Source organism: Candidatus Acidiferrales bacterium, from assembly GCA_035515795.1.
Lineage (GTDB): Bacteria > Bacteroidota > Ignavibacteria > Kryptoniales > JAKASW01 > JAKASW01.
Genome location: DATJAY010000004.1, coordinates 19,827 through 45,032 on the forward strand (window position 1 = coordinate 19,827; position 25,206 = coordinate 45,032).

16 protein-coding genes and 1 tRNA gene are annotated in these 25,206 nt (G+C 47.8%); all 17 read left to right on the top strand.

Features of this window, described 5'->3' with window-relative positions; translation table 11 throughout:
- Positions 1-2,805 carry a translation initiation factor IF-2 gene (infB, locus tag VLX91_02855; protein HUI29131.1) on the top strand — a complete coding sequence of 935 codons (2,805 nt, stop codon included), beginning with the start codon at positions 1-3 and terminating at the stop codon, positions 2,803-2,805.
- Positions 2,806-2,860: 55 nt separating this feature from the next.
- On the top strand, positions 2,861-3,211 hold the full coding sequence (rbfA, locus tag VLX91_02860; protein ID HUI29132.1) for a 30S ribosome-binding factor RbfA: 351 nt from the start codon (positions 2,861-2,863) through the stop codon (positions 3,209-3,211).
- Between the two features lie 34 nt (positions 3,212-3,245).
- Positions 3,246-3,974, top strand: coding sequence for a tRNA pseudouridine(55) synthase TruB (gene truB / locus VLX91_02865; GenBank protein HUI29133.1), 729 nt, complete (start codon positions 3,246-3,248; stop codon positions 3,972-3,974).
- A complete protein-coding gene (locus tag VLX91_02870) occupies positions 3,971-4,912 on the top strand; it encodes a bifunctional riboflavin kinase/FAD synthetase (GenBank protein HUI29134.1) in 942 nt (313 codons plus the stop codon). The genes truB and VLX91_02870 overlap by 4 nt, the downstream gene beginning before the upstream one ends.
- Positions 4,913-4,922: 10 nt before the next feature.
- Positions 4,923-5,192 (top strand): 30S ribosomal protein S15, encoded by a 270-nt coding sequence (gene rpsO / locus VLX91_02875; protein HUI29135.1) that lies wholly within the window; start codon positions 4,923-4,925, stop codon positions 5,190-5,192.
- Between the two features lie 67 nt (positions 5,193-5,259).
- Positions 5,260-7,476 carry a polyribonucleotide nucleotidyltransferase gene (pnp, locus tag VLX91_02880; GenBank protein HUI29136.1) on the top strand — a complete coding sequence of 739 codons (2,217 nt, stop codon included), beginning with the start codon at positions 5,260-5,262 and terminating at the stop codon, positions 7,474-7,476.
- A gap of 110 nt (positions 7,477-7,586) precedes the next feature.
- A tRNA-Leu gene (locus tag VLX91_02885) sits at positions 7,587-7,670 on the top strand.
- A 324-nt stretch (positions 7,671-7,994) separates the two neighbouring features.
- Complete coding sequence (locus VLX91_02890; protein ID HUI29137.1) at positions 7,995-8,177, top strand: helix-turn-helix domain-containing protein; 183 nt, start codon at positions 7,995-7,997, stop codon at positions 8,175-8,177.
- A gap of 300 nt (positions 8,178-8,477) precedes the next feature.
- Positions 8,478-9,353, top strand: a complete 876-nt coding sequence (locus tag VLX91_02895) for a YicC/YloC family endoribonuclease (GenBank protein ID HUI29138.1) — start codon at positions 8,478-8,480, stop codon at positions 9,351-9,353.
- A gap of 218 nt (positions 9,354-9,571) precedes the next feature.
- Positions 9,572-10,159 (top strand): guanylate kinase, encoded by a 588-nt coding sequence (gene gmk, locus VLX91_02900; protein ID HUI29139.1) that lies wholly within the window; start codon positions 9,572-9,574, stop codon positions 10,157-10,159.
- Positions 10,140-10,436, top strand: a complete 297-nt coding sequence (locus VLX91_02905; GenBank protein ID HUI29140.1) for a DNA-directed RNA polymerase subunit omega — start codon at positions 10,140-10,142, stop codon at positions 10,434-10,436. Before gmk ends, VLX91_02905 begins: the two co-directional genes overlap by 20 nt.
- A gap of 71 nt (positions 10,437-10,507) precedes the next feature.
- Positions 10,508-11,737: a bifunctional phosphopantothenoylcysteine decarboxylase/phosphopantothenate--cysteine ligase CoaBC gene (coaBC, locus tag VLX91_02910; GenBank protein ID HUI29141.1), complete on the top strand. Its 1,230-nt coding sequence runs from the start codon at positions 10,508-10,510 to the stop codon at positions 11,735-11,737.
- A 595-nt stretch (positions 11,738-12,332) separates the two neighbouring features.
- Positions 12,333-13,364 carry a LacI family DNA-binding transcriptional regulator gene (locus VLX91_02915; GenBank protein ID HUI29142.1) on the top strand — a complete coding sequence of 344 codons (1,032 nt, stop codon included), beginning with the start codon at positions 12,333-12,335 and terminating at the stop codon, positions 13,362-13,364.
- 7 nt (positions 13,365-13,371) lie between these two features.
- Positions 13,372-16,218: a TonB-dependent receptor gene (locus VLX91_02920; GenBank protein ID HUI29143.1), complete on the top strand. Its 2,847-nt coding sequence runs from the start codon at positions 13,372-13,374 to the stop codon at positions 16,216-16,218.
- 15 nt (positions 16,219-16,233) lie between these two features.
- Complete coding sequence (locus VLX91_02925; GenBank protein ID HUI29144.1) at positions 16,234-19,977, top strand: hypothetical protein; 3,744 nt, start codon at positions 16,234-16,236, stop codon at positions 19,975-19,977.
- Between the two features lie 8 nt (positions 19,978-19,985).
- Complete coding sequence (locus tag VLX91_02930; GenBank protein HUI29145.1) at positions 19,986-20,993, top strand: PorV/PorQ family protein; 1,008 nt, start codon at positions 19,986-19,988, stop codon at positions 20,991-20,993.
- Positions 20,994-21,013: 20 nt separating this feature from the next.
- Positions 21,014-25,198, top strand: a complete 4,185-nt coding sequence (locus tag VLX91_02935; GenBank protein ID HUI29146.1) for an alpha-amylase family glycosyl hydrolase — start codon at positions 21,014-21,016, stop codon at positions 25,196-25,198.
- The last annotated feature ends 8 nt before the right edge of the window (positions 25,199-25,206 follow it).

A 25,206-nucleotide genomic window follows, 5' to 3' on the forward strand; every position in this document is an offset into this window, starting at 1 on the left:
ATGGCAGAAAGTACATTCAAGAAAAAACTCGTAACAAAAGTGGCTTCTGAGTTTCAAGTCTCTGCAAATGACATCGTAGATTTTTTGAAGACTAAGGGACACGACAAAATCAAGCGTACTTCGTCCATAGACGAGCAGATGTATAATGAGCTCGCTGCTCATTTTAAAAAGGAGCTTGATCAGGTTGAAAAGCGGCAGAAGATCAAAGAGCAGCTCACGGAGAAGCAAGAGGAAAAGGTAGCCGTCAAAAAACTAGTCGATACCGTGACTATTGAGAGACGCCTGCACATCGATGCAAAGGCGACTTCTCACATGCAAGAGGCTCCTTTGGCCGCTGAGGTAAAGGCTGAGCCAAGAGAAGACAAAGCCCTAGATGATGAGGTTTCCATCTCCTCAGCTGAGGTCTTAGATCGTGGCAAGATGGCACAATCTGACACTGTTTCAACGACGGCTGGAGGGTTTGAGAAGGAGCTCGAGTTAGGATCTGCCGAAACAGTCTCGGATACCTCGCCTATTAAGACGGAGGTCGAAAAAAAGGCTGCGAAGAAAAAAGCTGCGGAGACTCCTCAGGCAGCCGTGGATGTGAAGGCCAGGCATGCTGAAGTTCCTCCCGCAAGCAAAGAAGAGGGCGGGTTAAAAATTCGGGGACGGATCGACCTTCGTACTGGAAGGAAGATAACCGAGGAAGAACTCAGGTTGCAGCATGAACTCGAAGAAGCCGAGAAAAAAACAAAAGAAGCTGCGGCCGAACTGGAGACAGAAACATCAGCACACAAGAAGAAGAAGAAAAAGAAGAAAAAAATTCGAGAGGAAAGCTCTCCGGAGCCTGTGGTTGCAGCGGAAATTACCGAAGAAGACCTCAAGAAGCGGAAAAAGAAAAAGGGCAAACACCCGGATGTCGACGAAGCAGAGGTTGAGTTGGCTTTCCAGCGAACGATGGCAAGCCTCGATGACGCCGGGGAATCCGACCGGGCGGCGATGCGAAAGAAGAAAAGAAAGGAAAAGTTTGAGGCCGCCCAACGTGCTATCGAGGAGCAAGAAAAAGAGAAACGCAAATTAAGGCTTCCTGAGTTTGTCTCGGTCGGTGAGCTCGCAAAACTTATGGAAGTTGATGTTGCTGATGTTATTTCAAAGTGTATTTCCTTCGGCTTGATGGTTTCGATCAATCAAAGGCTTGATCTCGAGACAATTACTCTTCTCGCAGACGATTTCGGTTATGAGGTCGAGTTGCAGGAGGAATACACGGACGAACTCCTCGAGGATAAACCCGATTCCCCGGAGAGCCTGAAGCCTCGCCCGCCCGTTGTTACCATCATGGGACATGTAGATCACGGAAAGACTTCCCTGTTAGATTTCATAAGACAGACTAACGTAGTGGCGGGCGAAGCTGGTGGAATTACTCAGCATATCGGCGCCTATCAGGTAAGATTGAAAAACGACAAGCAAATAACTTTCCTCGATACGCCGGGGCATGAGGCGTTTACGGCTATGCGCGCCAGGGGCGCTCAAGTAACCGACATCGTCATTCTCGTGGTTGCCGCCGATGACAGCGTGATGCCGCAAACAATCGAAGCCATTAACCATGCACGCGCCGCCAATGTTCCGATGATCGTAGCAATAAATAAAATTGACAGACCTGAGGCCAATCCGGATCGGATTAGGAAGCAGTTAGCGGATCAGAATGTTCTCCTGGAAGAATGGGGTGGAAAGACTCAATCGGTGGAAATCTCTGCAAAAAAGGGAACTAATGTTGAGCTCTTGCTGGAAAAAGTTTTGCTCGAGGCCGAGATACTCGATCTCAAGGCGAACCCGAACAGGCTCGCAAGGGGCGTCGTGATAGAATCGACACTTGACAGAGGTCGCGGTGCAGTTGCGACCGTATTGGTTCAAAAGGGAATTCTGAAAATTGGAGATCCGTTTGTGGCGGGGACAAGCAACGGAAGAGTCAGGGCCATGGCAGATGAGCGCGGAAATCGAATCGAAGCCGCATTGCCATCGATGCCGGTTCAGGTCATCGGATTTGACGAACTCCCGACTGCGGGTGATATCATGGTCGCGGTCGTGAACGACAAGTTCGCTCGCGATATCAGCAACCGCAGAAAAATAATAAGACGCGAGCAGGAGATGCGCGGTACGCGCCAGCATGTGACTCTTGAAGATATCTCGAAAGAAATTAAAGAGGGGATGATTAAGCAGCTTAACATTGTCGTGAAAGGCGACGTCGATGGCTCAGTTGAGGCGTTGAGTGACGCTCTTGCAAAATTATCCAACGATGAGGTCCGAGTACAGGTTATCCACAAAGCGGTGGGCGGAATTTCCGAATCGGATGTTTTGCTCGCTGCCGCTTCGAATGCAGTTATTCTCGGATTCCACGTTAGGCCGGGGTCTGCCGCGAGGAAACTGGCGGAGACGGAATCTGTCGAAATCAAATTATACAGCATTATTTATGATGCGATTGAGAATGTACGGAAAGGATTGGAGGGATTACTTAGCCCGGAGATTCACGAAGATGTGGTGGGTTCGGTAGAAGTCAGACAAGTTTTCAAGGTCCCCAAGGTGGGAACGGTTGCGGGCTGCTATGTGGTCGACGGAAAGGTTCAGAGAAGCAACCGTGTAAGACTCATTCGAGACGGAATCGTAGTTTATGAAGGCACCATAGGCTCGTTAAAGAGGTTTAAAGATGACGTCAGGGAAATTGAAGAAGGTTATGAGTGCGGTTTGAGTCTCGAAAACTTCAACGACATAAAGGTTGGTGATACCATTGAAGCTTTTGTTATTGTTGAAACTCAACGAACGTTGGACTAGCGGCTAGCCGCTAGCGATAGGTATTTGGAATCCAGTATCTAAAATTTGTCCTAAAGTGTCTGTTAGAACAGAAAAAGTAGCTCACTTAATCAAGCAAGAAATCAGTCTCCTCATTGAACGGGATTACAGAACTTCAGAGATGGGGTTTATGACGGTTACGAAGGTAACCATGTCGCCTGATCTGAGACTGGCGAGAGTTTACATAAGCGTTCTTGGTGACACTAAGACGCAAGAGCGAACGCTCTTCCTGTTAAATGAAGCGAAGAAAGATATCAGGCAGTTCATCGGCAAAACGGTGAGGATTAAATTCACGCCTGAGATCGTCTTCTTCATCGACGATACCATGGATTACGTCGCCAACATAGAGCAGTTGTTGAAGAAAGCTCGTGAGAACGATGGCAAGTAGGATGAATGAGTGATGAGGTTGAGAGAATAATAAAGTGAGAACATTAGGAGAAATCATTCCGGTTTACAAACCGAAAGGTGTCACTTCCTTCGAAGTCGTCAGGATATTGCGGCGAGAGTTGTCGAAGGTTTCACCTGAGCGAAAGCCTGAGAAGATAGGCCATGCCGGCACACTTGATCCGCTGGCAGAAGGGCTGCTCATCGTTCTCACCGGGAATAAAACGAAACTGATGAACGAGTTCTTAAAACTTGATAAAGAGTACCTGGCGACATTCAGACTAGGAGCTACGTCGAAAAGCCACGATCTCGAGACGGAGCTTGTTGAACAGACCCCTCACGTAAGTTTGTCCGAGGAGCAGGTTCGCGACGCTTTGAAAAAATATATTGGAAAAATCGAGCAAATACCGCCGGAGTTTTCGGCGACGCGCATCAATGGCAAGAGGGCATATAAGCTGGCGCGACGTGGAGTGAAGTTCGAGTTGAAACCCAAAATAGTGTCAATAACCGAATTGGACGTTGAAGAATTTGCAGCAGCGCATCTCAAGGTGAGAATCGTGTGCTCAAGCGGTACTTACATTAGAAGTTTGGCAAGAGACATCGGCCGCGATCTTGGGTGCGGCGCGGTGCTGGAGGAACTCATCCGGATTCGTATCGGCTCTTACTATGCGAAGAACGCCGCTAAGCTTGACGAATTGAACTTGTCGGATGGCGTTTCCGGGAAGTCCGGGCCTTCGAATAATAAGCACGAAAGGGTCGCCGCGTGATTTGTTATTCCCTTGAGGAAATCAAACGCGATCCGAAATCGGTGGTCACTGTCGGGACATTCGACGGGATGCATGCGGCTCATCGCAAAATATTGGACACGCTTGTTGAAAAGACGATCGCGATCGGCGGAAGGAGTGTCGTGATTACCTTCAAGCCGCATCCACAGGAGACTCTTGGTAATGGAAGCGTCGAGCTTTTGATGACGGAAGAGGAACGTGTCGGGATGATGAGCGATGCCGGCATCAACGAGATTTGTGTCCTCCACTTCGATCGCAATTTTTCCCTTGTAACTGCCGAAGATTTTCTCGTTAAGCTGGTGAAAGAAAAAATCGGCTTGCACGAACTGGTACTCGGCTATAATCATACTTTCGGGCATAAGGCCCAAGGCACCGTCGAATTTGCCCGCGAAGTTGGCGGTAGAATCGGATTTGGTGTAGATTTCGTTGACAAAGTTCTGATTGAGGGAATGATTGTTTCAAGTTCCAGCATCAGGAAGCTTTTGAAAGAGGGAAACCTTCCTCTCGCAAACAAGATGCTCGATCGCTCATATTCGTTCGAGGGCTTCGTGATACGCGGCAACGGGCGGGGAAGACTTCTCGGTTATCCGACCGCAAATCTGAAGCTGGTCGATGACCGCCTCCTGGTTCCTTCTTTCGGAATATATATCGTGGAAGTCGCGGCGGAAGGGGAAAAATTCGTGGGACTCGCAAGCATCGGTGTGCGGCCGACATTCGAAAATTCCGGGCTCCCTATCGTGGAAGTCTGGATCTCCGACTTCGACCGGGACATTTATGGTAAGAAGATAAGAGTTTCTTTCATAAGGAGACTTAGAGAAGAAATGAAGTTCAATTCATCTGATGAGTTGATCTCGCAAATGAATGAGGATAAAAAAATGATGAATGAATATTTGATCAAAACATTCAGTAAACAAAAATAGGAGTCTTGTAATGCCTTTGACAAAGGAGCGAAAGCAAGAACTAATTAAGAAGTACGGCAAATCCACGAGTGACTCGGGTAATACCGAAGTCCAGATTGCAATTTTGACCGAAAGGATTAATGAACTATCGTCGCATTTCGAAGCCCACAAGGGAGATAACCATTCTCGCATGGGACTCCTCGGGATGGTCGGAAAAAGGAGACGTCTCCTGGACTATCTGCAATCGAAGAATATCGATCGATACAGGAAGATTGTGGACGAATTGGGACTCAGAAAGTGAACCCGCTGACCTTAAAGGTCTTTGAAAACTGTGAGGCCTTCGGGAACTTAAACGAAAAGGATAAATAATGGAAGATTTTATAAGTAAAGAGATTGAAATTGGCGGAAGAAAGTTGACTCTTGAAACGGGTCGACTTGCTAAACAGGCAAGTGGAGCAGTCTTGGTACGATATGCCGATACACTTGTTCTCACTACGGTAGTTGCAGCTGAGGAGGCGGTTGAGGGAACAGATTTCCTGCCGCTGCAGGTTGAATATCGGGAGAAGACTTCCGCTGCCGGAAAAATTCCCGGCGGGTTTATAAAGCGAGAGGGGAAACCGAGCGAGAAAGAGGTCCTTTCTGCAAGGCTGATCGACAGGCCGATCCGGCCGCTTTTTCCGAAGGAGTGGCGATATGAAACTCAAGTAGTCTCGACCGTTTTCTCGTTCGACGGTGAAAATGACGGCGACATTTTAGGTGCAATCGGGGCTTCGGCAGCGTTGGCAGTTTCAGATATTCCGTTCGACGGGCCGATTGCTGAAGTAAGGGTGGGAAGGGTCGATGGCCAATATGTGATCAACCCGACCATCCCACAACTGGGAAAGAGCGATATCGATTTGACTGTTGCCGGCACTGAAGATTCGATCGTGATGGTCGAAGGCGAAGCGAGGGAGATTTCGGAAGCTGAGATGATAGGCGCACTTGAGCTCGCGCATAACCACATAAAGGAAATTGTTGCTCTTCAAAAGGAATTTGCCGCTCTCGTTAACAAAACGAAGCGGGAAGTAAGTGCCCCGGAAGCAAACGAGCCGCTTGTCGTCGAAGTAAAATCCCTTGCTTGTGATCGCATCCGCGAATCAAACAGGACCCTTGCAAAGAAGGCAGAGAGAAGCGAGCGGACGAAAGCGATAAAGGCGGACGTACTGGCTGCACTTGCAGAAAAACATCCAGTCGAAGATCCTGTCTTGCGCGAGAAACAGGAAATGATCATCGGTGAGATTCTTCACGATATCGATCGGGAAGATATGCGTCAAATGATCTTGAAGGAAGGCCACAGGCTGGACGGAAGAGGATACAAGGACGTTCGCCCGATATCGTGCGAAATCGGCGTCCTCCCGCGTACTCACGGTTCTGCTCTCTTTACGAGAGGCGAAACTCAAAGCTTGACGACGGTTACGCTCGGGACGAAATTGGACGAGCAAACGATCGACGGTTTGCTCCCTGAATCGACCAAGCGCTTCATGCTTCACTATAACTTCCCGAGTTTTAGTGTGGGAGAAGTTGGAAGAATGTCAGGACCGGGTCGACGTGAGATAGGACATGGAAATCTTGCCGAGCGGGCATTGAAAAATCTCGTTCCCGGCGAAAAAGAGTTTCCGTACACGGTACGCATCGTGTCGGACATTCTTGAATCGAATGGGTCTTCTTCGATGGCGACTGTATGTGCGGGTTCTCTGGCTTTGATGGATGCAGGCGTGCCGCTTGCAAAGCCGGTTGCCGGAATCGCGATGGGATTGATCAAGGAGGGCGACGATGTTGCAATCATAACGGATATTCTCGGAAACGAGGATCATCTCGGCGACATGGATTTCAAAGTTGCCGGCACGCGAGATGGCATTACCGCGTTTCAGTTGGATATAAAAATCCGCGGTATATCGTTCGAAATCATGACTCGTGCGCTTGATCAGGCGAAAGAAGGGCGACACCACATTCTCAACATCATGGAACGGGCAATCTCAGAGCCCCGTAAGGAACTCTCAAAGTATGCACCTCGATTGACTTCGATCAAAATTCCTGTTGATATGATCGGAGCGGTGATAGGGCCGCAAGGAAAGGTCATCAAAAACATAGTCCTGCAAACAGGTGCCGAAGTAAACATCGAAGATGACGGGACGGTACTTATTGCAGCTGTATCCGGAGAAGCGAGTGATAAGGCGAAAGAAATGATTGAGCGACTTGTGGAATCGCCGGAAGTCGGAAAGATCTACAAGGGAACCGTAAAACGCCTCATGGACTTCGGTGTGTTCGTTGAATTTCTTCCGGGCAAAGAGGGTCTACTGCACATTTCGCAGATAGATCACAAACGAGTTAACAAGGTTGAGGATGTCTTCAAGGTCGGCGATGAGGTTGAAGTCAAGCTGATGGAAGTTGACGACATGGGAAGATACAATTTGAGCAGGAAAGTCTTGATCGAAAATCCTAATCCAAATCAGAACCCATCTGAAGGGTCCTTTGGAGAAGAGGAAAAACACAGGCATTCGCAGCATCGACATTCGCATTCCGACAGATCAAAGGGAAGAAGGTAAGCGTTGAGAGTCTAGCAGCTGTGGATTAGTACTTGGTCTGCAGCTCACGACCTGCATGTAAACCCATATATTGTTTTTTGGCCGACGGCCTTTTAATTTTATAACCCCATGCCGAAGTGGTGGAAATGGTAGACACACTGTCTTGAGGGGGCAGGGCCCGAAAGGGCGTGCGGGTTCGAGTCCCGCCTTCGGCACTAGACCGTGGGGTTAAACCACCTCTAGAAATTAATTCCCCGACATCCGTTTATTGTCCCTCGCGCTTGCTTATGATGATATTATGGATGGCCATGAACCATGGTTTAATGAGGGCGGATATGGTCTTCTTCTGCTTAGGATCTGAAGATGTCCATCAAAGATTACGGCCCGGTTGAACTACATAGGGTGCGGTTAGTTTATTCTTCGCCAAGGTATCCATGTTGTACTTTCGTGGTATGAAGTACCCCGTACTTTATTTTTGTTGTTGACAAATACAATTCAGTGAGTTATTATACAGCCGTAAAATAAATAGGAGAAAAGTCATGACTAGTGATGTTCAAAAAAGATTGAAGATAGTTCAGACTTACAAGAAAGTTGGAAGTCTTAGAGGTACGGCTGAAAAGGTTGGTGCCAATGTCAAGACAGTCAAGAAGTGGATTGACAGGTACTCCAAGTTCGGCCAGAAGGGACTTACAGATAAGAGATTCAAATCACCGAAAAGATAGATCACGCTGGCTGGGAGGACGGAAGTTCTAAACCGTCCTTTAAATTTGGTTGACGAGACTCGAAAATTCATTTTCGTTTTGCCGGCATGGTTAGAATAAGTCGGAGTCAACGCTTTGAAGAGACATTGGTGAACAATAGAGATAATATTTGCCAAAAAGAGATGTGAAAATTTGTGAGTCGTGGCCCGGCGAAGTGGGCGCCGGGAGCTCACCCACGCAACGGCAGAAAGTCCTTCAACATCTCCGGTGAGAATTCATTTTTAGAGTCAGTCTTAAGTTTGCTTTAGGGAGTTTCCGCAGATGATACAAAGTATGACAGGTTACGGAAAAGGCGAGGCAACGGTAGGGGTGTGCTATGCGCTGGCAGAGATACGGAGTGTCAATAGCAGATATTTAGAAATAAACGTCAAACTTCCCCAGAGTCTTTCAACTCGCGAGATTGACGTTCGAGAAATGGTGCGGCAGCAGATTTCTCGCGGGAAGCTATCGGTCCTTGTTTCAATGATTGGTCTAGGCAGCGAGGACGAAGTCACAGTTGATCCCGAGTCCGTAAAGCATATCTTAGAGCTTTTGAAGTCCTTGAAGAAGTATGCCAGAATTTCCGGTCCGATAAAGTTGGAACATGTTCTAAGCTTTAAGGATATTTTCAAAGGAGCAGCGAGTGAAACGTTGAACGGTGATGATTGGCAAGCAATCAAATTGGCAATCAATGATGCTATTGAACAACTGAAGCAGGCCAGACTCGCAGAAGGGTTATCGCTGAAGAACGACCTCTCAGTACGGATTGATAAATTGGACGCGGAACTCGGTAAGATAGAGAAGCTCTCGCATCTTAATATTGATGAAGAAAAGTCAAAACTCCGTCAAAAGGTTGATGAAGTTTTGAACGGAAAGGAAATTGATCCTGCGCGGATTGAGCTTGAAGTCGTATTGTTGGCTGACAAACTTGACATAACTGAGGAAGTGGTTAGATTCAGAACTCACAACAAGTTTTTTAGGGAGCTTCTCAACAGTGAGGACTCAAATGGGAGGAGATTGAATTTTCTTCTTCAGGAAATGAACAGGGAAGCAAACACAATGGGTTCAAAGGCGTTTGATGCCGGGATGTCTCACCTTGTTGTGGAGATCAAAGAGGAATTGGAGAAAATAAGAGAGCAGGTGCAAAATCTGGAATGACGTGATGTCAACACGGGCGGACTGATCTAACGCTGGTTCTGATATCCGCCTGAAAGAACTCCAAACATCGGATTCCAAATCCTGCGATGCCGGTATTCGGCGTATGATTAAATATCTTTGACGAGATAAGTTCGGAGCACAGACCGTTTTTCTTTCTAGTTTGGAATTTTAGGCTTGTGATTGTTTAGAATTTAGGCTTGAAATTTAGGACATCACTGGTGAACAGAGGATTGCTTCTCGTAATTTCGGCGCCCAGCGGGGCGGGGAAAACAACGATCGTGAGAGAGGTTTTACAGCGTTTCCCATCGTTTGAGTTTTCCGTATCAGCCACTACCCGTGAAATGCGACCCGGCGAGATAAATGGGCGAGATTATTTTTTCCTATCAAAATCGGACTTCGAAAATAAGATTGCCGGCGGTGAGCTCGTCGAATATGAAGAGATATACTCAAACTACTACGGCACGTTGAAAGGCGAAATCGAAAGAGCAATATCTGCGGGAGAGAACATAGTTTTCGACGTTGATGTGAAAGGTGGTTTGTCGATCAAGAAGAAGTTTCCTCAGGCGGTGACAATCTTCATCAAGCCGCCGAGCTTCGAAATACTGAAAGAAAGGCTTGAGATGCGAGGAAGCGAGACGAAGGAACAGATTGAAAGACGGCTGAAGCGGGTGCCGATGGAGCTTGAGAAAGGGGAATTTTATGACTATATTATTATAAATGATGATTTGGAAAGAGCGGTTTCTGAGGTTTCCGAGATCATAAATAACAAAATGAAGGAATTTTCCGGTGGGACTAAAACCAATTGAATTGTCACAACTCGACGTCGTAACGGGTAACGCCTACGAGGCGATCGCAGTCGCATCGCAAAGAGCAAGACAGATCAGCGACGAGAGAAAAGTCGAATTCACTCAACGGCTTGAGGGCATAAAACAGGTCCAGGAGTCGCTTGAGGAGGATGAGAAAGTAAATCCGGAGCAAGTTGAATTGAGCAAAGAATTCGATAAATGTTCGAAGCCAACGGAGCAAGCCCTCGATGAGCTGGTCCATGGCAAGATTGCTTATCGCTATAAATCGTCCGAATAAAAACCAATTCTTAGTTCATGCCCCATAGCTCCTAGAGTATATCATGGTCGTTCAACTATAAATTATGAGCCATGACCTCTCAACCATCATTTCTCAAAGATAAAAAGATAATTCTAGGAATATGCGGAAGCATAGCGGCTTATAAGAGCGCATATTTGCTCCGTGAGCTTCAGAGGAAGGGGGCCGACGTCAGAGTGGTAATGACTCGACCCGCTACTAACTTTATCGCACCCCTTACTTTTTCATCGCTCTCTCATAACCAGGTATATGTTGAAATGTTTCCAGATCAGGACACTTCCATCGAACATGTTAACCTTGGTTTATGGGCTGATGCGATGCTGATCGCGCCGATAACGGCATCTACTATTGCTAAGCTCGTTCAGGGTTTCGCGGATAATTTTCTTACTTCGACAGCGTTGGCGCTTCGTGCGCCGCTGATTATTGCGCCTGCCATGGACGTTGATATGTATGTCCACCCGGCAACGAAAGCCAATATTTCTAGATTGAAAGAGCGCGGCGTTGTGGTCATTGATTCTGAAGAAGGAGAGCTTGCCAGCGGACTCAGCGGTGCGGGACGACTCGCCGAAGTGGAAAAAATTGTTAATGAGGTCGAACGTTTATTTGAAAGTGGCCGTTGCGATCTCTCAGGCAAGAATATTCTTGTGACTGCGGGCCCGACTCAGGAGCCGATCGACGCAGTAAGGTTTATTTCGAACAGAAGTTCAGGCAAAATGGGGTTTGCTCTAGCATCTGCCGCGGCGAACCGAGGGGCCGAGGTGAAGTTGATTTCCGGTCCGGTTTCTCTGGAAACACCGCGAAATGTTGCAAGAGAAAATGTTTCGACGGCATACGATATGTATGAGGCTGTGCAGAAAAATTTCGATTGGTGCGATGCGCTGGTGATGACTGCAGCCGTATCTGATTACAGAGTCCCAGATCCATTCGATAGGAAGTTGAAGAGAGAGGGATCCGGCGGTCGGAATTTGGAGATCAGACTTGTCGAAAATATTGACATCTTGAAATCGCTGTCCGATAAGAAGGGAAAGCGGATAATTGTCGGCTTTGCACTTGAGACAGATGATGGCGTCGAAAATGCCGTCAAAAAACTAAGAGAGAAGTGCCTGGACATGATCGTGCTGAATAACCCTCGCGACGAGGGCTCTGGTTTTGGAACCGACACCAACAAAGTGACCCTCTTTTTGGGAGACGGCGAGAAAAAGGATATTCCGCTCTTGCCAAAGTACGAGGTAGCTCTGAAGATATTGGATGAGATAGTTGTCTTTCTTCGAGAGAAAGTTTGAAGTCGAAGCTTGTCCATGTGGCTTCTCAAAGCAGATGTTTCGGCTGACCATCAAGAAGTCGAGCCCCACATAATTTATCACACCTTCTGCCCCGGAGACATGCCGCGGATAGTTTCGCACAACAGGGCAATCTGCAAATCAACACTGATTAGATGATGCATTGAGTCGGAAAAGCTAAGCCACGCGCCCACCGAAATCTCAGCGCGGTAGATACGATTCATCTAATTGTTTTTCGTTTCAGGCTTTATTTCTCAAAGAGATTTCCAGTGATCGCGGTACATTCTGATCCGATCATTCGGTTGGTCGGTTAACTTTCCATAATTTCATGCAAATGACTGCAGAATAACAATTCGCATTCGTGGAAGAGTTTCCAACCATGTAATGTGCACTTTTCGGTCGCCTTTCAAAAGAATTGTGGTTTACCATCCTTCTAAGTCCAATGTTAGCGCTAACTTATAAAGATGCCCCTTAATTTTTCTCGATTTCTTAGCATTTAGAACCGCTTCCATAAGACAGAAGAAATCCTTAAGAAATGACTTGACAGGAATCTTTTGGTTGTTTATCATTTGGAACCGTTTCCAAAAATAAGAGGTTTATGGCTTTAAAGGTTACAATCTACGATATCGCAAGAGAGGCTAGCGTCGGCATCGGAACTGTTTCACGCGTTCTTAACAATCACCCAAATGTAACTCCTGAAACTCGCCAACGTGTGAAAGATGTTCTCAGAAGGTTGAAGTATCAGCCGCACACATATGCCCAACGCCTTGCACGCAGACAGTCTGAAACCGTTTCTGCAATAATTCCATTTTTTACAAACTACTTCTTCATTGAAGTGCTCCAGGGCGTCCAGGACAGGATTTCCCAGCTGGGATATGACTTGGTGCTCTACGGGGTAAACGATGTCAGTCAGGTTGAGGCCTATCTTGCGCGCGCTCTTCAGAGGGGGAAAGTGGATGGGATTTTATTTTTTTCCATGAAACTCCCTGAAAAAATAATTCCGAGATTGGAAGAGACCGGACTTCCCGTTGTGCTCGTTGATACCACGTCTCCCGATTTCGATTCGATTTCGGTGGCGAATGCCGAAGGTGCATACGCAGCCACAACACATCTAATCGAACTCGGCCACCGCAAGGTGGGATTGATAAATGCAAAACTCGCCAGCACGCCGGCTATCGAGCGGCTTCAAGGTTATAGACGCGCTCTTGAGAATCACGGGATAATTTTTTCCGATACTCTCGTAAGAACCGGAAACAACAACAAGCAAGATGGATTCAATCGCGAGGCGGGCTACGAAGCCATGATGGAGTTCATCAAGACGGGTTCGGAAATGCCGAGAGCATTTTTTATCTCCTCGGACATTCAAGCGATGGGCTCGATAGCGGCACTGGCGGAGAATGGATTAAAGGTCCCTGAGGACGTCGCAATTGTCGGATTCGATGACATTGAGCTCGCGAGGCATATCAAGCTGACCACAATGCGACAGCCGATGTACCAAATTGGAGTACTTGCCCTTGAGCGGCTTGTAGCACGGATGGCAAATCCGGATATGGAAGTGTTACACACCACATTTTCGCCGACGCTTATCGTGAGAGAAAGCTGCGGTGCTTTGAGGAGAAATCAAAATTGAGGTGACGATGCAAAAGATTTCTACTGCTTCATTGATTTTTTTTCTTTCATTAAAAGTTTTCGCCGGAGACACAGGCAAGATAGCCGGAAGAGTAGTGGATGGCTCGTCGAAAGAACCTCTAGTCGGAGCAACAGTCATGGTGGTAGGAACTTCCTTTGGTGCTGCTACCGATCTTGATGGAAGATATGTGATCCTGAATGTACAGCCGGGCGTGTACACAGTCCGGGCGAGCGCTGTCGGGTACCAGCCTGTCGAGAGTAAGAATAATAACGTATCAATTGATCTGACAACTGAAGTTGACTTCGAATTGAACGAGTCTGCCGTCACGACTGAACCCGTGGTAGTGACGGCACAGAAGCCGTTGGTCCAGAAAGACATGACCGCATCCACGGCGGTTGTCAGCAGCTCTCAGATCGAGGCCATGCCAGTTACCAGCATGCAGGATGTGCTGAATTTGCAGGCCGGAATTTATGTCGATAGAGATTTACACTTGCATGCCAGAGGCGGCCGCTGGGGTGAGGTAACCTATATGATCGACGGTGTGCCGGTTACAGACAGCTATGATGGCTCAACTGTTGTCGACGTCAACAAAAACTCAATTCAAGAAATGCAGCTCGTTACCGGTGCCTTCAACGCGGAATACGGACAGGCGATGAGCGGGATCGTAAATATTGCCACCAAGACAGGCGGCGATGAGTTCAAAGGGAGCATCACGGCGTATGGCGGGAGCTATGCGACTTCACACTCAGATATTTTCGCAGGGCTCCAAAAAATAGATCCGCTTTCTATTCGATGGCTCGAAGGATCGCTTGACGGCCCTATTGTCAGCGATAAGCTCTTCTTCTATGCCGATGCTCGTTATTACTACACGGCGGGCGACCTGATGGGCATTAGAAAGTTCAACACCTATGATCGGACAAATGCAATTGCTGCGAGCCCAAGTGATTGGATAATACGAGCAACCGGCAATGGGCAGGTCGTTCCGCTGGCTCCGTACTTGGAGGGATATGGCCAGGGAAAGCTCACATATAAAGTCACTCCGGAATTCCAGTTGTCATACAATTTTATTTTGGACAACGCGCGCGGAAAGGATTTTGACTGGAGTTACAAGTATAACCCTGATGGGGAGCTGAGCAATTTTAAGAAAGGGTACCTGAACACTCTTAACCTAACTCATACGTTGAACCCCTCAACATTTTACACTCTTGGACTTTCCTACTATTTCAGAGACTATCGCGAATACTTGGACGAAAGTCCTTTTTCAATTTCAGATTTGTTCGCAAGGCAGGACCCATTTAACCAGCAATATGTTCATACTGCACTCCTGCAGGCTCCTGAAGGGACCTTCCTCACGGGCGGAACGAACATGGCACACAATATTCACAGCACGAACACCTATGTCGCGAAGTTCGACATAACCAGTCAGGTCTCCGACGAACACATGATCAAAGCAGGTTTGGAATTCGACCAGTATCAATTGTTTCTACATAACATAAATTTGCAGATGCAAGGAAAAGATATCGAGCGTAACCCTATAACGGATGCGGATACCAACGCGTTTCTCGAATCACCTATATTCATCCCCGGGACAGAATCTCCGAATAACCTGATGTACCTCCATAAGCCGCAGCAATTCTCCGCTTATTTGCAGGACAAGATGGAATACAAGTCTCTTATCGTCAACTTAGGAGTGAGATTGGATTGGTTTCATCCAGACGGACAGATCCTTGCTAGTCCTGCCGATCCCAATGTGTACGCACCAGTCGAGCCGCAATATCAGGACAGTGTCATCGCTCCTGTTGGCAGCAGGATCAACGGCGTCACAGTAACATCGACCAATCAGCATGACCTTGCAGTGCAACAGAGGATGAAATTCTGGTACAGGAATGCCTCAGATAAATACCAGCTCAGTCCGAGGCTTGGCGTGTCGTTTCCCATAACGGACCGCGGCATCGTTCATTTTTCCTACGGGCTTTTCTTTCAAATGCCGTCGTTTGATGAGTTATATCAGAGCCCCGGCTACAAGTTACAGCTGGCGGGAAATTCCAATCTCGGAGTCATAGGAAATCCCGATCTGCAGCCCGAAGAAACGACGAGCGGCGAACTCGGGCTGCAGCAACAGCTCACGGACGATATTTCGATTGACATCACGGGATTTTTCAGGGACATCCGAAATTTGGCTGGAACGCTTAACGAGATTGAATACGTGGCAGGAGGTTCATATGAGTACAGCAAGTTCGTGAACACAGATTTCGGCTTTGTGAAAGGGATAGTGATCTCAGTAGACAAGAGATTCTCAAATTCTATTTCCGCAACGGTAGATTATACATTTCAAATCGCGAAAGGCGATGCATCGGATCCCAACGCTGCATTCAACCTGAGAAACAGCGGCGTGCAGCCCGAGACGCAGTTGATTCCGCTCGATTGGGATCAGCAGCATACTCTCAACGCATCACTCAATTACGATAACGCCGATGACTGGGGAGCCAGCTTCATATTCAGATACGGTAGTGGTACACCCTACACTCCGCAGGGGCTCTCGAATGTCGGAGAGCTTGTATATAACTCCGGCCTAAAACCTTCGACTTACAACCTGGATGCTCGCCTGTACAAGAATTTCAAACTCGGAACGACTTTGCTGTCGATTTTCTTGAGTGTCAACAACGTGCTCGATACGAAAAACGCCGTCAATGTTTACAACGATACAGGTTTGCCGGACGTTTCTCTGGCGGAAGAGTCGCTCCTGCAATCTAATCCTTCGCAGAGAGTTGCGACAGTTCAAGATTGGTACACAAATCCAAGTTTTTACTCCGAACCGAGAAGAGTCGAATTTGGAACAACAATTTCCTTTTAAGGTCAAGGATTGATCATGAGTAAATTCTCAATTGCATTTCTCGTCCTCCTTTTTTCAAGCGCAGGATTCGGACAAACGCCGGAGCTTCTAAACTGGGCGAAGACTCATGGAGGCAAGGCGCTCTATACCCGGTTTGGTGTTCACAACGGTAACAGAGTAGCGATCTCATTTCGCAGTGACGGCTCAATTTCAGGAACAAACGCAAACGATATTCGTGGAGAATGGCCCTATCCTGCGACCCATGATAGTTATATCGGGGACGTCACGCCTTTGGTGGGAATTGAAATACCGATTAGCGATTACACCGGCGACGGGATTCCGGATACTTTGCACTCAGTGACAATTTCTCCAGGCCCAAGAAACGGACAGAGCAACAAAGTCGATCCGAACACGGGTCAGTTTCAAGGATTTGAGCCTGAACCAGGATATGTCAATCTGAATCAGGATACAGTTGCGATGAGCCATATCCCTTCCAGTTGGCCATCAATATGGCCGGATCATCCGGATTGGATCGTTCCCGGCACCGGAAAATCATACTGGGACGGCTATTTCGGCAAAGGCGTCAATAACGCCGATCAAGAAAGCTATTTCGTGATGGATGATGCACAGGACAACAGCGTTCAACAGAGGACGCATTACTTGTTTCATCCGGACTCGACCGACACGTCCCGAAGCGGGATGGGATTAGTTGTAGCCGTCCGCGGTTTCCAGTGGTCGCAGATACAAGCTCAGGATGTGATCTTCTATCTCTACGATATAACCAACATAGGTACTACAAATTATAGTAAAGCAGATTTTGGTTTGATCATAGGAGGATGCGTCGGAGGTTATGACAACGATTTGAACGATTTGGGCAATGTATGCAAAGACAATCTTGCGTATTTCGATCTAAATAATAATCTGACTTATACATGGCAGGCGAACGATAATGTGTACGAAGTTCGTTTCACTCCAATAAGTCAGGTCTTACCTGGAGTTCGGAATAGCATAGGCTATGCCGCATACTCATATTTGGAAAGTCCGGGGAACCCGTACGATGCCATCGACAACAACAACAGCAGCGAAGAACCGAATGCTCCTGTGTTCAGCGAGAATGATTTCACTTTCAATTCGTCGACGGCCAGTTATCTTGCCACGCGGACCCTACATAGGACGGATGATGGCAAGAATCCTAATTTCCCCAGCGATAAGATTGTCCTGATCACTCTTACTCCTGAAATAATCACAGGCGGTACTCAAACACCGTTCCAGGTGATTCGGTACGAAAGACAGGTTGTTCTGTTGGATACGCTCCTGAGGAGCGCGGCGGATACGGAGACTGTCTATTCGCAAGGAATCCCTTACAGGATATATGACGGCGAGGTTTTAGCCGATATTCCGAATAACGGATACGACGATAATCTCAACGGAATAATCGATGAGAATCACGATCTGCATTATCAAAGAATATTTCGAGATGCAAATGGAAATGTAATCAAGCAAGATACCAGACCCCTTGCATACGCCAATTATGTGACGGGAGCAGGTACGGACAATACCATGGTCGATGAGGCACGCGACAGCGGGCCGGGGCACGTAGTCACCGGATACGTTCCCGATTACACGCAGCCCCGCGATTTGTCAACCGGTAAGTATCCTCCTGCCATGAAATCGCATTGGTCGGGTGATGAGAATGGAAACTGGAATCCGAATTTTGATGATGTTGGAGCTGACGGCGTCCCGCATACAGGTGATTTTGGAGAAGGTGACGGCATACCGACCGAGGGTGAGCCTCATTTTGATCAAACGGATGTTAATGAGTCCGACCAGCTCGGATTGACGAGTTTCAATTTCTTCAACCAAAGTGAATCTCCCGACATGAGCAAAAGCGAGGTCCTATGGAACAGGATGATCCCGGGATATTTTGACGTCATACCGCAGACCCCGATGGATGGAGATTTCATTTTTGCGTCCGGTTACTTCCCGCTTCCTTCGCTGCACACCGAGAGATTTTCTATGGCATTGGTATTCGGTCCGGACAGTTCGACCGTATTTGAAAACAAACAAGTTGTCCAACAGATTTACGACAACAATTATAATTTTACCAAGCCACCGTACAAGCCGACGCTGACCGCAATTCCCGGAGATAAGAAGGTTACTCTTTTATGGAACTCGATTGCAGAGAGCTTTGTAGACAATACGATTCAGGATACCACAAAGCAGCACACATTTGAAGGATACAAGGTTTATCGCTCGACCGACCCGGGATTTACTGAAGGAGATGGGCAGGCTATAGCAACATTTGATCTTGTGGATCAGGTGAGAGGTTATTTCCTGCCGCAGACACAGGCGCTTGCAGCCTTGCCGAAGTTCTATCTGGGGAATGATGTTGGGTTGGTTCACACTTACGTTGACAGCGGCCTTCAGAATGGTGAGGGATATTTCTACGCGGTCACAGCATATACAAAAGGCGATGCGGGAAACAGCGTCTATCCTGCGGAGACTCCTAAGTTCGTTACTATTGACGCTCAAGGGATTGCGCATCCTGATATTAATGTAGCCTATGTCGTTCCCCAGGCCCCATCTGCGGGGTACAATGCTCCCGGCACACCTAACGTCCTTTCGGCGGTTCCCGGCACCACGCTCACAGGAACGGGAACTGTCAGCCTCAATGTTGCGAATCCTCGCGCGGTTTTCAACAAGACTTACCGGGTAACATTTAGTGACACGCTCGCAAATTTCGTCCCCTCAACCACCGGTTACTATGTGGTTGATTACACGGACTCATTATCGCCGGATACGCTGGTGAAAGCACAATTGGTGCAAAATGAAACCGTTGGGACATTCGATAACTATTTGTTCGACGGCATGTACATAACTGTAAACAATTCGTGGAGTGTTTCGCCGATCGATACATTATCGGGCTGGAATAGGAACTACGCGCTGCCGAACTATACTTTCAAAGGACCCATACCTTTGCCGGCAAACAATATCCCTAACACCATGGATGTAGGTGTTGCATATCCTGAAGACTATATCATCGTATTCGACTCGACCCTCTCTGACACGACGACTGCGTTTTCGTTTCATACGAAGAGCGGCGGGCTCCTTCTGGCTCCCAGAATAGCTGTCAACTTTCGAGTATACGACGCACATACGCATGAGCCGATCGGGTTTGTTTTTTCTCCCGGGACTTCAACCAAATACCGGCCACTGGGTTTCGTTGTTGCAAATTCCCAGGTCATTCTGCTCAAGAATGTCAAAACTGCGTCTGGCGCCGACTCCGCAATTACGACATGGTTCTATACATTTTCGGGCGCAGATTCGACTCGCCATATCCCCTCGGTTGGAGACACGCTTCTCCTTTACACTTCCAAACCTTTTTCAAGTGCAGATGTTTTTCAGGCAAAGACTCAAGCCCAGGGTGTCAACAATAAGCTTGGCGCCTCACAACTTGCCAATATAAGAGTGGTTCCGAATCCTTACATCGCCGCGACGACGCAAGAGCAACCTCTACCGCCGGGAATCAACAGCGGCCGTGGCACAAGGAAAATTTCATTTATCCACCTGCCGCCGCGTTCAACGATTTACATTTTTACGTCACGCGGAGAACTGGTGAAAAAGATCATCATGCCTTCCGGGCAGGATATTGCAGATGGCACCGTCGATTGGGATTTGCGAACCGATGCAAATTTGGACGTGGCATTCGGAGTTTATTTCTATCTCGTCGACGCACCCGGCGTCGGTCAGAAGTACGGAAAAATTGCGATTATTAAGTGAGGTACGCAATGAAGGAAAAATTAATAGCTATCATTTTGATTCTGAGTGCTGCTCAAGCGTATTCCCAAAACAAAGTGGGAACAACCGCCGTCCCGTTTCTTGGAATCGGTGCAGGGCCAGCCGCGATTGGCATGGGCGGGGCGTTTACCGCGGTTGCAACGGATCCGTCCGCGCTATACTGGAACCCCGGAGGTATCTCAAGAATCGGACAGACAGGCGCTTTGCTGGAGCACACGAACTATCTCGTCGGCACTAGCTATAACTACTTCGCCGGCGTTGTCGCCTTCGATGAAGACAACGCCGTAGGTTTGAGCATAACCGATCTTAACTATGGCAGCGACATTGTGACCACTGTTGAAAATCCCGACGGCACGGGTGAGACATGGAGCGCCAGCGATTGGGCAATTGGGCTGACTTACGCTAGAAACTTAACCGATAGATTTTCTATAGGTGGCACGGCCAAGATGATCATGGAGAACATTTATCGGGAATCTTCGACGGGATGGGCGCTCGATGCCGGGCTTCTCTATATAACTCCTTTTAACGACATGAAAATTGGAATGGAGATCTCGAACTTCGGCACGGACATGCAGCTCTCGGGTTCCGATCTTTTGATCACTTATGATCCTGATAAATCGCTGGCAGGAAACAACAAAAACATTCCGGCGCAATACTACACAGAGTCTGCTCCCCTGCCTCTCTTCTTCCGCGTCGGCCTGGCGATGGATGTGGTTAAAGGCAATGACAACCGTCTCACGCTCGCGGTGGATGCCATTCATCCGAGCGACAATCTGCAAAGCGTCAACGTCGGAGCGGAATATTCATGGAACAACCTTCTCTTCGCGCGCGCAGGCTATAAGTCGCTGTTTCTTCCGAACACTCAGGAAGGATTGACCCTCGGAGTGGGACTTCGCTACGAGATAACTTCTCTCCTCACAGTAAAGTTGGATTATGGCTATGAAGATTTCGGAATCTTGAAAAACCTGCAGGAGTTTGCCTTGACAGTTGGATTTTGATTCGGTCAGGATATGAGATTATGAACGGAAAAATTTTCTTCTTTTTGGTTCTGACGGCGACGGTTTCATTTGCACAAACGTCGACGATTCCGGTCACGTTTTATCTGAACAGAACACTTCTATCAAATGAAGTCGGCATCGGCTTAAACGGCACATTTAATAATTGGGGAAATAATTCCGACGGCACAGGCTCCAACAAACATTTGATTCCGCTGACAGATAACGGGAGTAATCTGTGGACCGTAACGATAAATGTACCGGCCGCCGTGTACGCTTATAAGTTTATTACTTATTCGGTTAATGCAGGCGATACGATCGTTGACGTGTGGATAACTGATCCGGACAATCCGAAGGTCGATGGATCAGGATATAACAACAGCATTATCAACGTGAAGGACCCTATGATCTATTACGTTACGCCGTTGGACGGATCCACCATCAATAATTTTTCGTCGACGATATCCGCGAAAATTTCATGGGCCGACAGTTCGGACGTTACCGGGGCCAATATCGGGATCTCCGTCGATAACTTTTCGCTTGGGAATACAGGTCAATATTTCGATAAGACTTCTCGCGTTATCTCCTATACTCCTACTCCGTTTACTTTTACGACCCATTCGGTGATGATCACCGTAAGAAATTCGCACGGCAGCGTCGACACGGCAGTTTCAACATTCAAAGTTGTAAATCAAATTATCGCTGCGCCATATACCTTCTATTTCGATCCGGGGTCGCCCAATCTTCAGCTCGTCGGCAAACTTAATTCCATTTCTGTAAAAGGATTATTCAACAGCTATGGGAGTGACCCGCTCTCGGGACCGGACAGCGACGGCGTATATTCGATTACTGAGCAGCTCGCGATCGGTGTTCCATTTCCATATCAGTACATAATAAACGGCGGACAGTACATCGATGATCCGGACAATCCATTGATGACTTCGGATTTCGAGACGATCGCCATCAAGCATGTCATATCCAATCCGTACTTCAACGTGGTTTCTCCACGGCAGGGCCAGGTTTTCGCGGCAGGCAATGCATTATCAATCGGTGGTTATTTGATGATGAGCGATTCCGGAAAAGCGATCGATAAATCATCGATTGCCGTTTATCTGGACGGCTCTCCAATTTCCATTGCTGCCGTCGATTCCGTCGCGGGCGGAGTTTCTTTTCAGACAGGTACTTTCACTCCGGCGCAGGGAAGACATCAACTTAGATTTTTTGGATCCGACATAGGAGGAAATTCAACCACCAGTTATCTGACGTTCGGCTCTTTCCAGCCTAATTCAGGGTTTCATTATATCGATGCAGATCTCGATGACAACGGACCGGGCAATTATAAGTACCCATCATTTAGTCCAAGCGGTTCTGCCGACATAAAAGAAATAGACATTGATACAAACGCGACCGACGATTCGCTCGTGTTTAATATCGAGATGGCTTCCATCTCGGACTACACACGTATGTCATTCGAGATTGTAAATTCTCTCGGCGATTCACTGATCATGGATCCGAACAAAGCGGGAATTCAAATTCCGGACTTTGCTGACCATGGCGTTTATTTCATCCTTGCTGCGCCGAATTCGTCCGTCCTTGCGGGAACTGAAAACCAGATTTACGCGCAGCAGAATATTTATTCTCCTTCGGTCGCTAATATAGCGGTCAACTCCGATGCGAAAGCTTCCGGGATATTCAGATTCGGAATCCCAATAAGCTTGTTGGAATCGACGATGGGAACTTTTGCAAAAGGGTGCTACTTCATCGCGTATTCCTATCTCGGGAATACGAACGGCGCTTGGAAGGTGACTCAGACTTATGGCGGCTCACTTTTCGACGAACAACCAAACATCTATGACGGCGCATTTTTCTATAATTCACAGATTGAGAAACGCAACCTCGCAAATTTTAATTACTCATTCAACAACGGCGGCTCGCGGTATGTAAAACTCGCCTCAAACCGCAGGGGAGCCCTGCTTATAATGCCGGGCGACATATCTTCATCTCTCGCCAATAAACCTTATGTCAAAATTCTCACGGACGGCGGAGACATAAGGTGGAGTGATACCATTAAAGTTTATGTTGCCGTGAGTGATTCCAGCGCGCATACTGGTACACTATCGGTTGGCGGGACCAATTATGATCTAGATTTTTCGAGTGACACGGCTTCAGTCAATATCACTCTTCTGGAAGGAATAAATCAGCTTCAGGCATCTGTGCCTTACGGATCCGGCCAAACGAGCTACAGTACGAAAGTCTATTTCGATAGAATCAAAGATCACGAGCCGGCGATAACGATTGTGAAAGGTATTCCTGGAGGTACAGCGTCACTCGACGGCAGCGGCACGACAAATCCAGACGGACTCCCGATGACATTCGCATGGTCGCAAGACCGTGCAAACCCGCAGGCAGTGAATTTTTCTTCGACGACGTCATCGTCGGTAACGTTTTCTGCCCCCACAGCAAAGGGGGACTACTTCTTCACCGTCACCTGTTCGACATCTAAAGACACATCTTATCAACGCGTGGCGTTGGTCGTCGACTCATCAGGTAATCATTTCCCGGACATCTCCAATTGGCACGCATCATGGATTGATTCCGCAGTGATTTACGAAGTATACGTAAAGACATTCAGCCTCGACGGGGATTTCACTGCACTTACGAACAGGATCCAGCAAATAAAAAATCTCGGTATAAATGTAATCTGGCTGATGCCGATTCATCCGACTCCGCAACTCTCGCCGAGCAATCCGGGTTATGCGATTGAGAATTATTTCGCCGTTAATCCGCAGTACGGCTCATTCACCGATTTCAAGACTTTTGTCGATTCTGCACACGCGAACGGCATAAGAGTAATGATGGACTATGTGGTCAACCACACTCACAACACGCACGGTTTCATGCTTGATGCTATGAAATATGGCATGGCGTCCCCGTATCATGGATTCTACGATTGGAATCCCGATGGAACGTACCAGTATATGTTCACCTGGACGGACCTTCCGTCGATCAGCTATGACGGTCCGGACAGCGCGAGGAACATGAATTATCTCATCAACATGGCAAAGTTCTGGATGGAGAATTATAGAGTTGATGGGTTCAGATGTGATGTTGCATGGGGAATAAACGACACGCGCAGAAACGGCCCGGAGTTTTGGCAGAAATGGCGGCAGGCATTAAAGACAATCAAGCCCGACGCGTTTCTGCTCGGCGAACTTGATGCAATGGATACCTCGCGCACGTACTTCGACAAAAAATTCGACGCCGGCTATGACTACAGTACGATTAACGCTTTGCGAAATGCGCTCTCAAACAACACTCTAATTCCGCAGCTTGGCCTCGTTGAAAACTATTACGCATCTCCTAGTTATCCGTCCTATGCGGTTCCGATGAAATATATTGAAAATCACGATGAGCCCCGGTTTATATCTCAATATAATCCTGCGGAAACGAAAGCCGCAGCCACTATAGAATTTACACTTCCGGGCGTTCCGTTAATTTACGCAGGGCAAGAGGTAGGAGAGACGACCCAACGCGGCCTTGTGACCTGGACTGACCCAAATGGTCTCCTGCCTTTTTATCAGAAGCTTGTCAGTTATCGACACAAATTCAAAGCGCTGGAGTTTGGAAAATATCTTACGGTGAACACCACCGCGGCGGATACTGTTTTTGCTTTTGCCCGTGTCTCCGATACTCTTCCCGCGATCGTTGCCGCGAACCTTACCGGCGGGCGTGCCACTTTCGCTCTCTCGATTGATTCAACCACATTCAACATGGCGCAATCGCGATCATATTATCTTAACGATTTGATGAGCGGAAGCATCTATCCGGTCAGCCGAACGACCATAGGGAATTTCACAATGACTCTTGCGCCCTACCAGACCGCCGTCATGATTCTCGCCGATACGGCGTTTGTCACTTCGGTCCAGGAGCCGCCGAACATTGCCACCAAATACGAACTTCTCCAGAATTATCCAAACCCGTTTAATCCGAGTACGATCATAAGCTATCAGCTGCCGGTGGCCGGCCATGTTACTTTAAAGGTTTATGATGTGCTGGGCAGAGAGGTAAAAACACTGGTCGACGAAGCTAAGCAGCCCGGAAGATACGAGATCAGGTTCGACGGATCGCGTCTCGCAAGCGGGGTTTACTTCTATGTGCTTAAGACAAACACTTTTTTCCAGGCAAAGAAAATGCTGATGATAAAATGACGAATCCG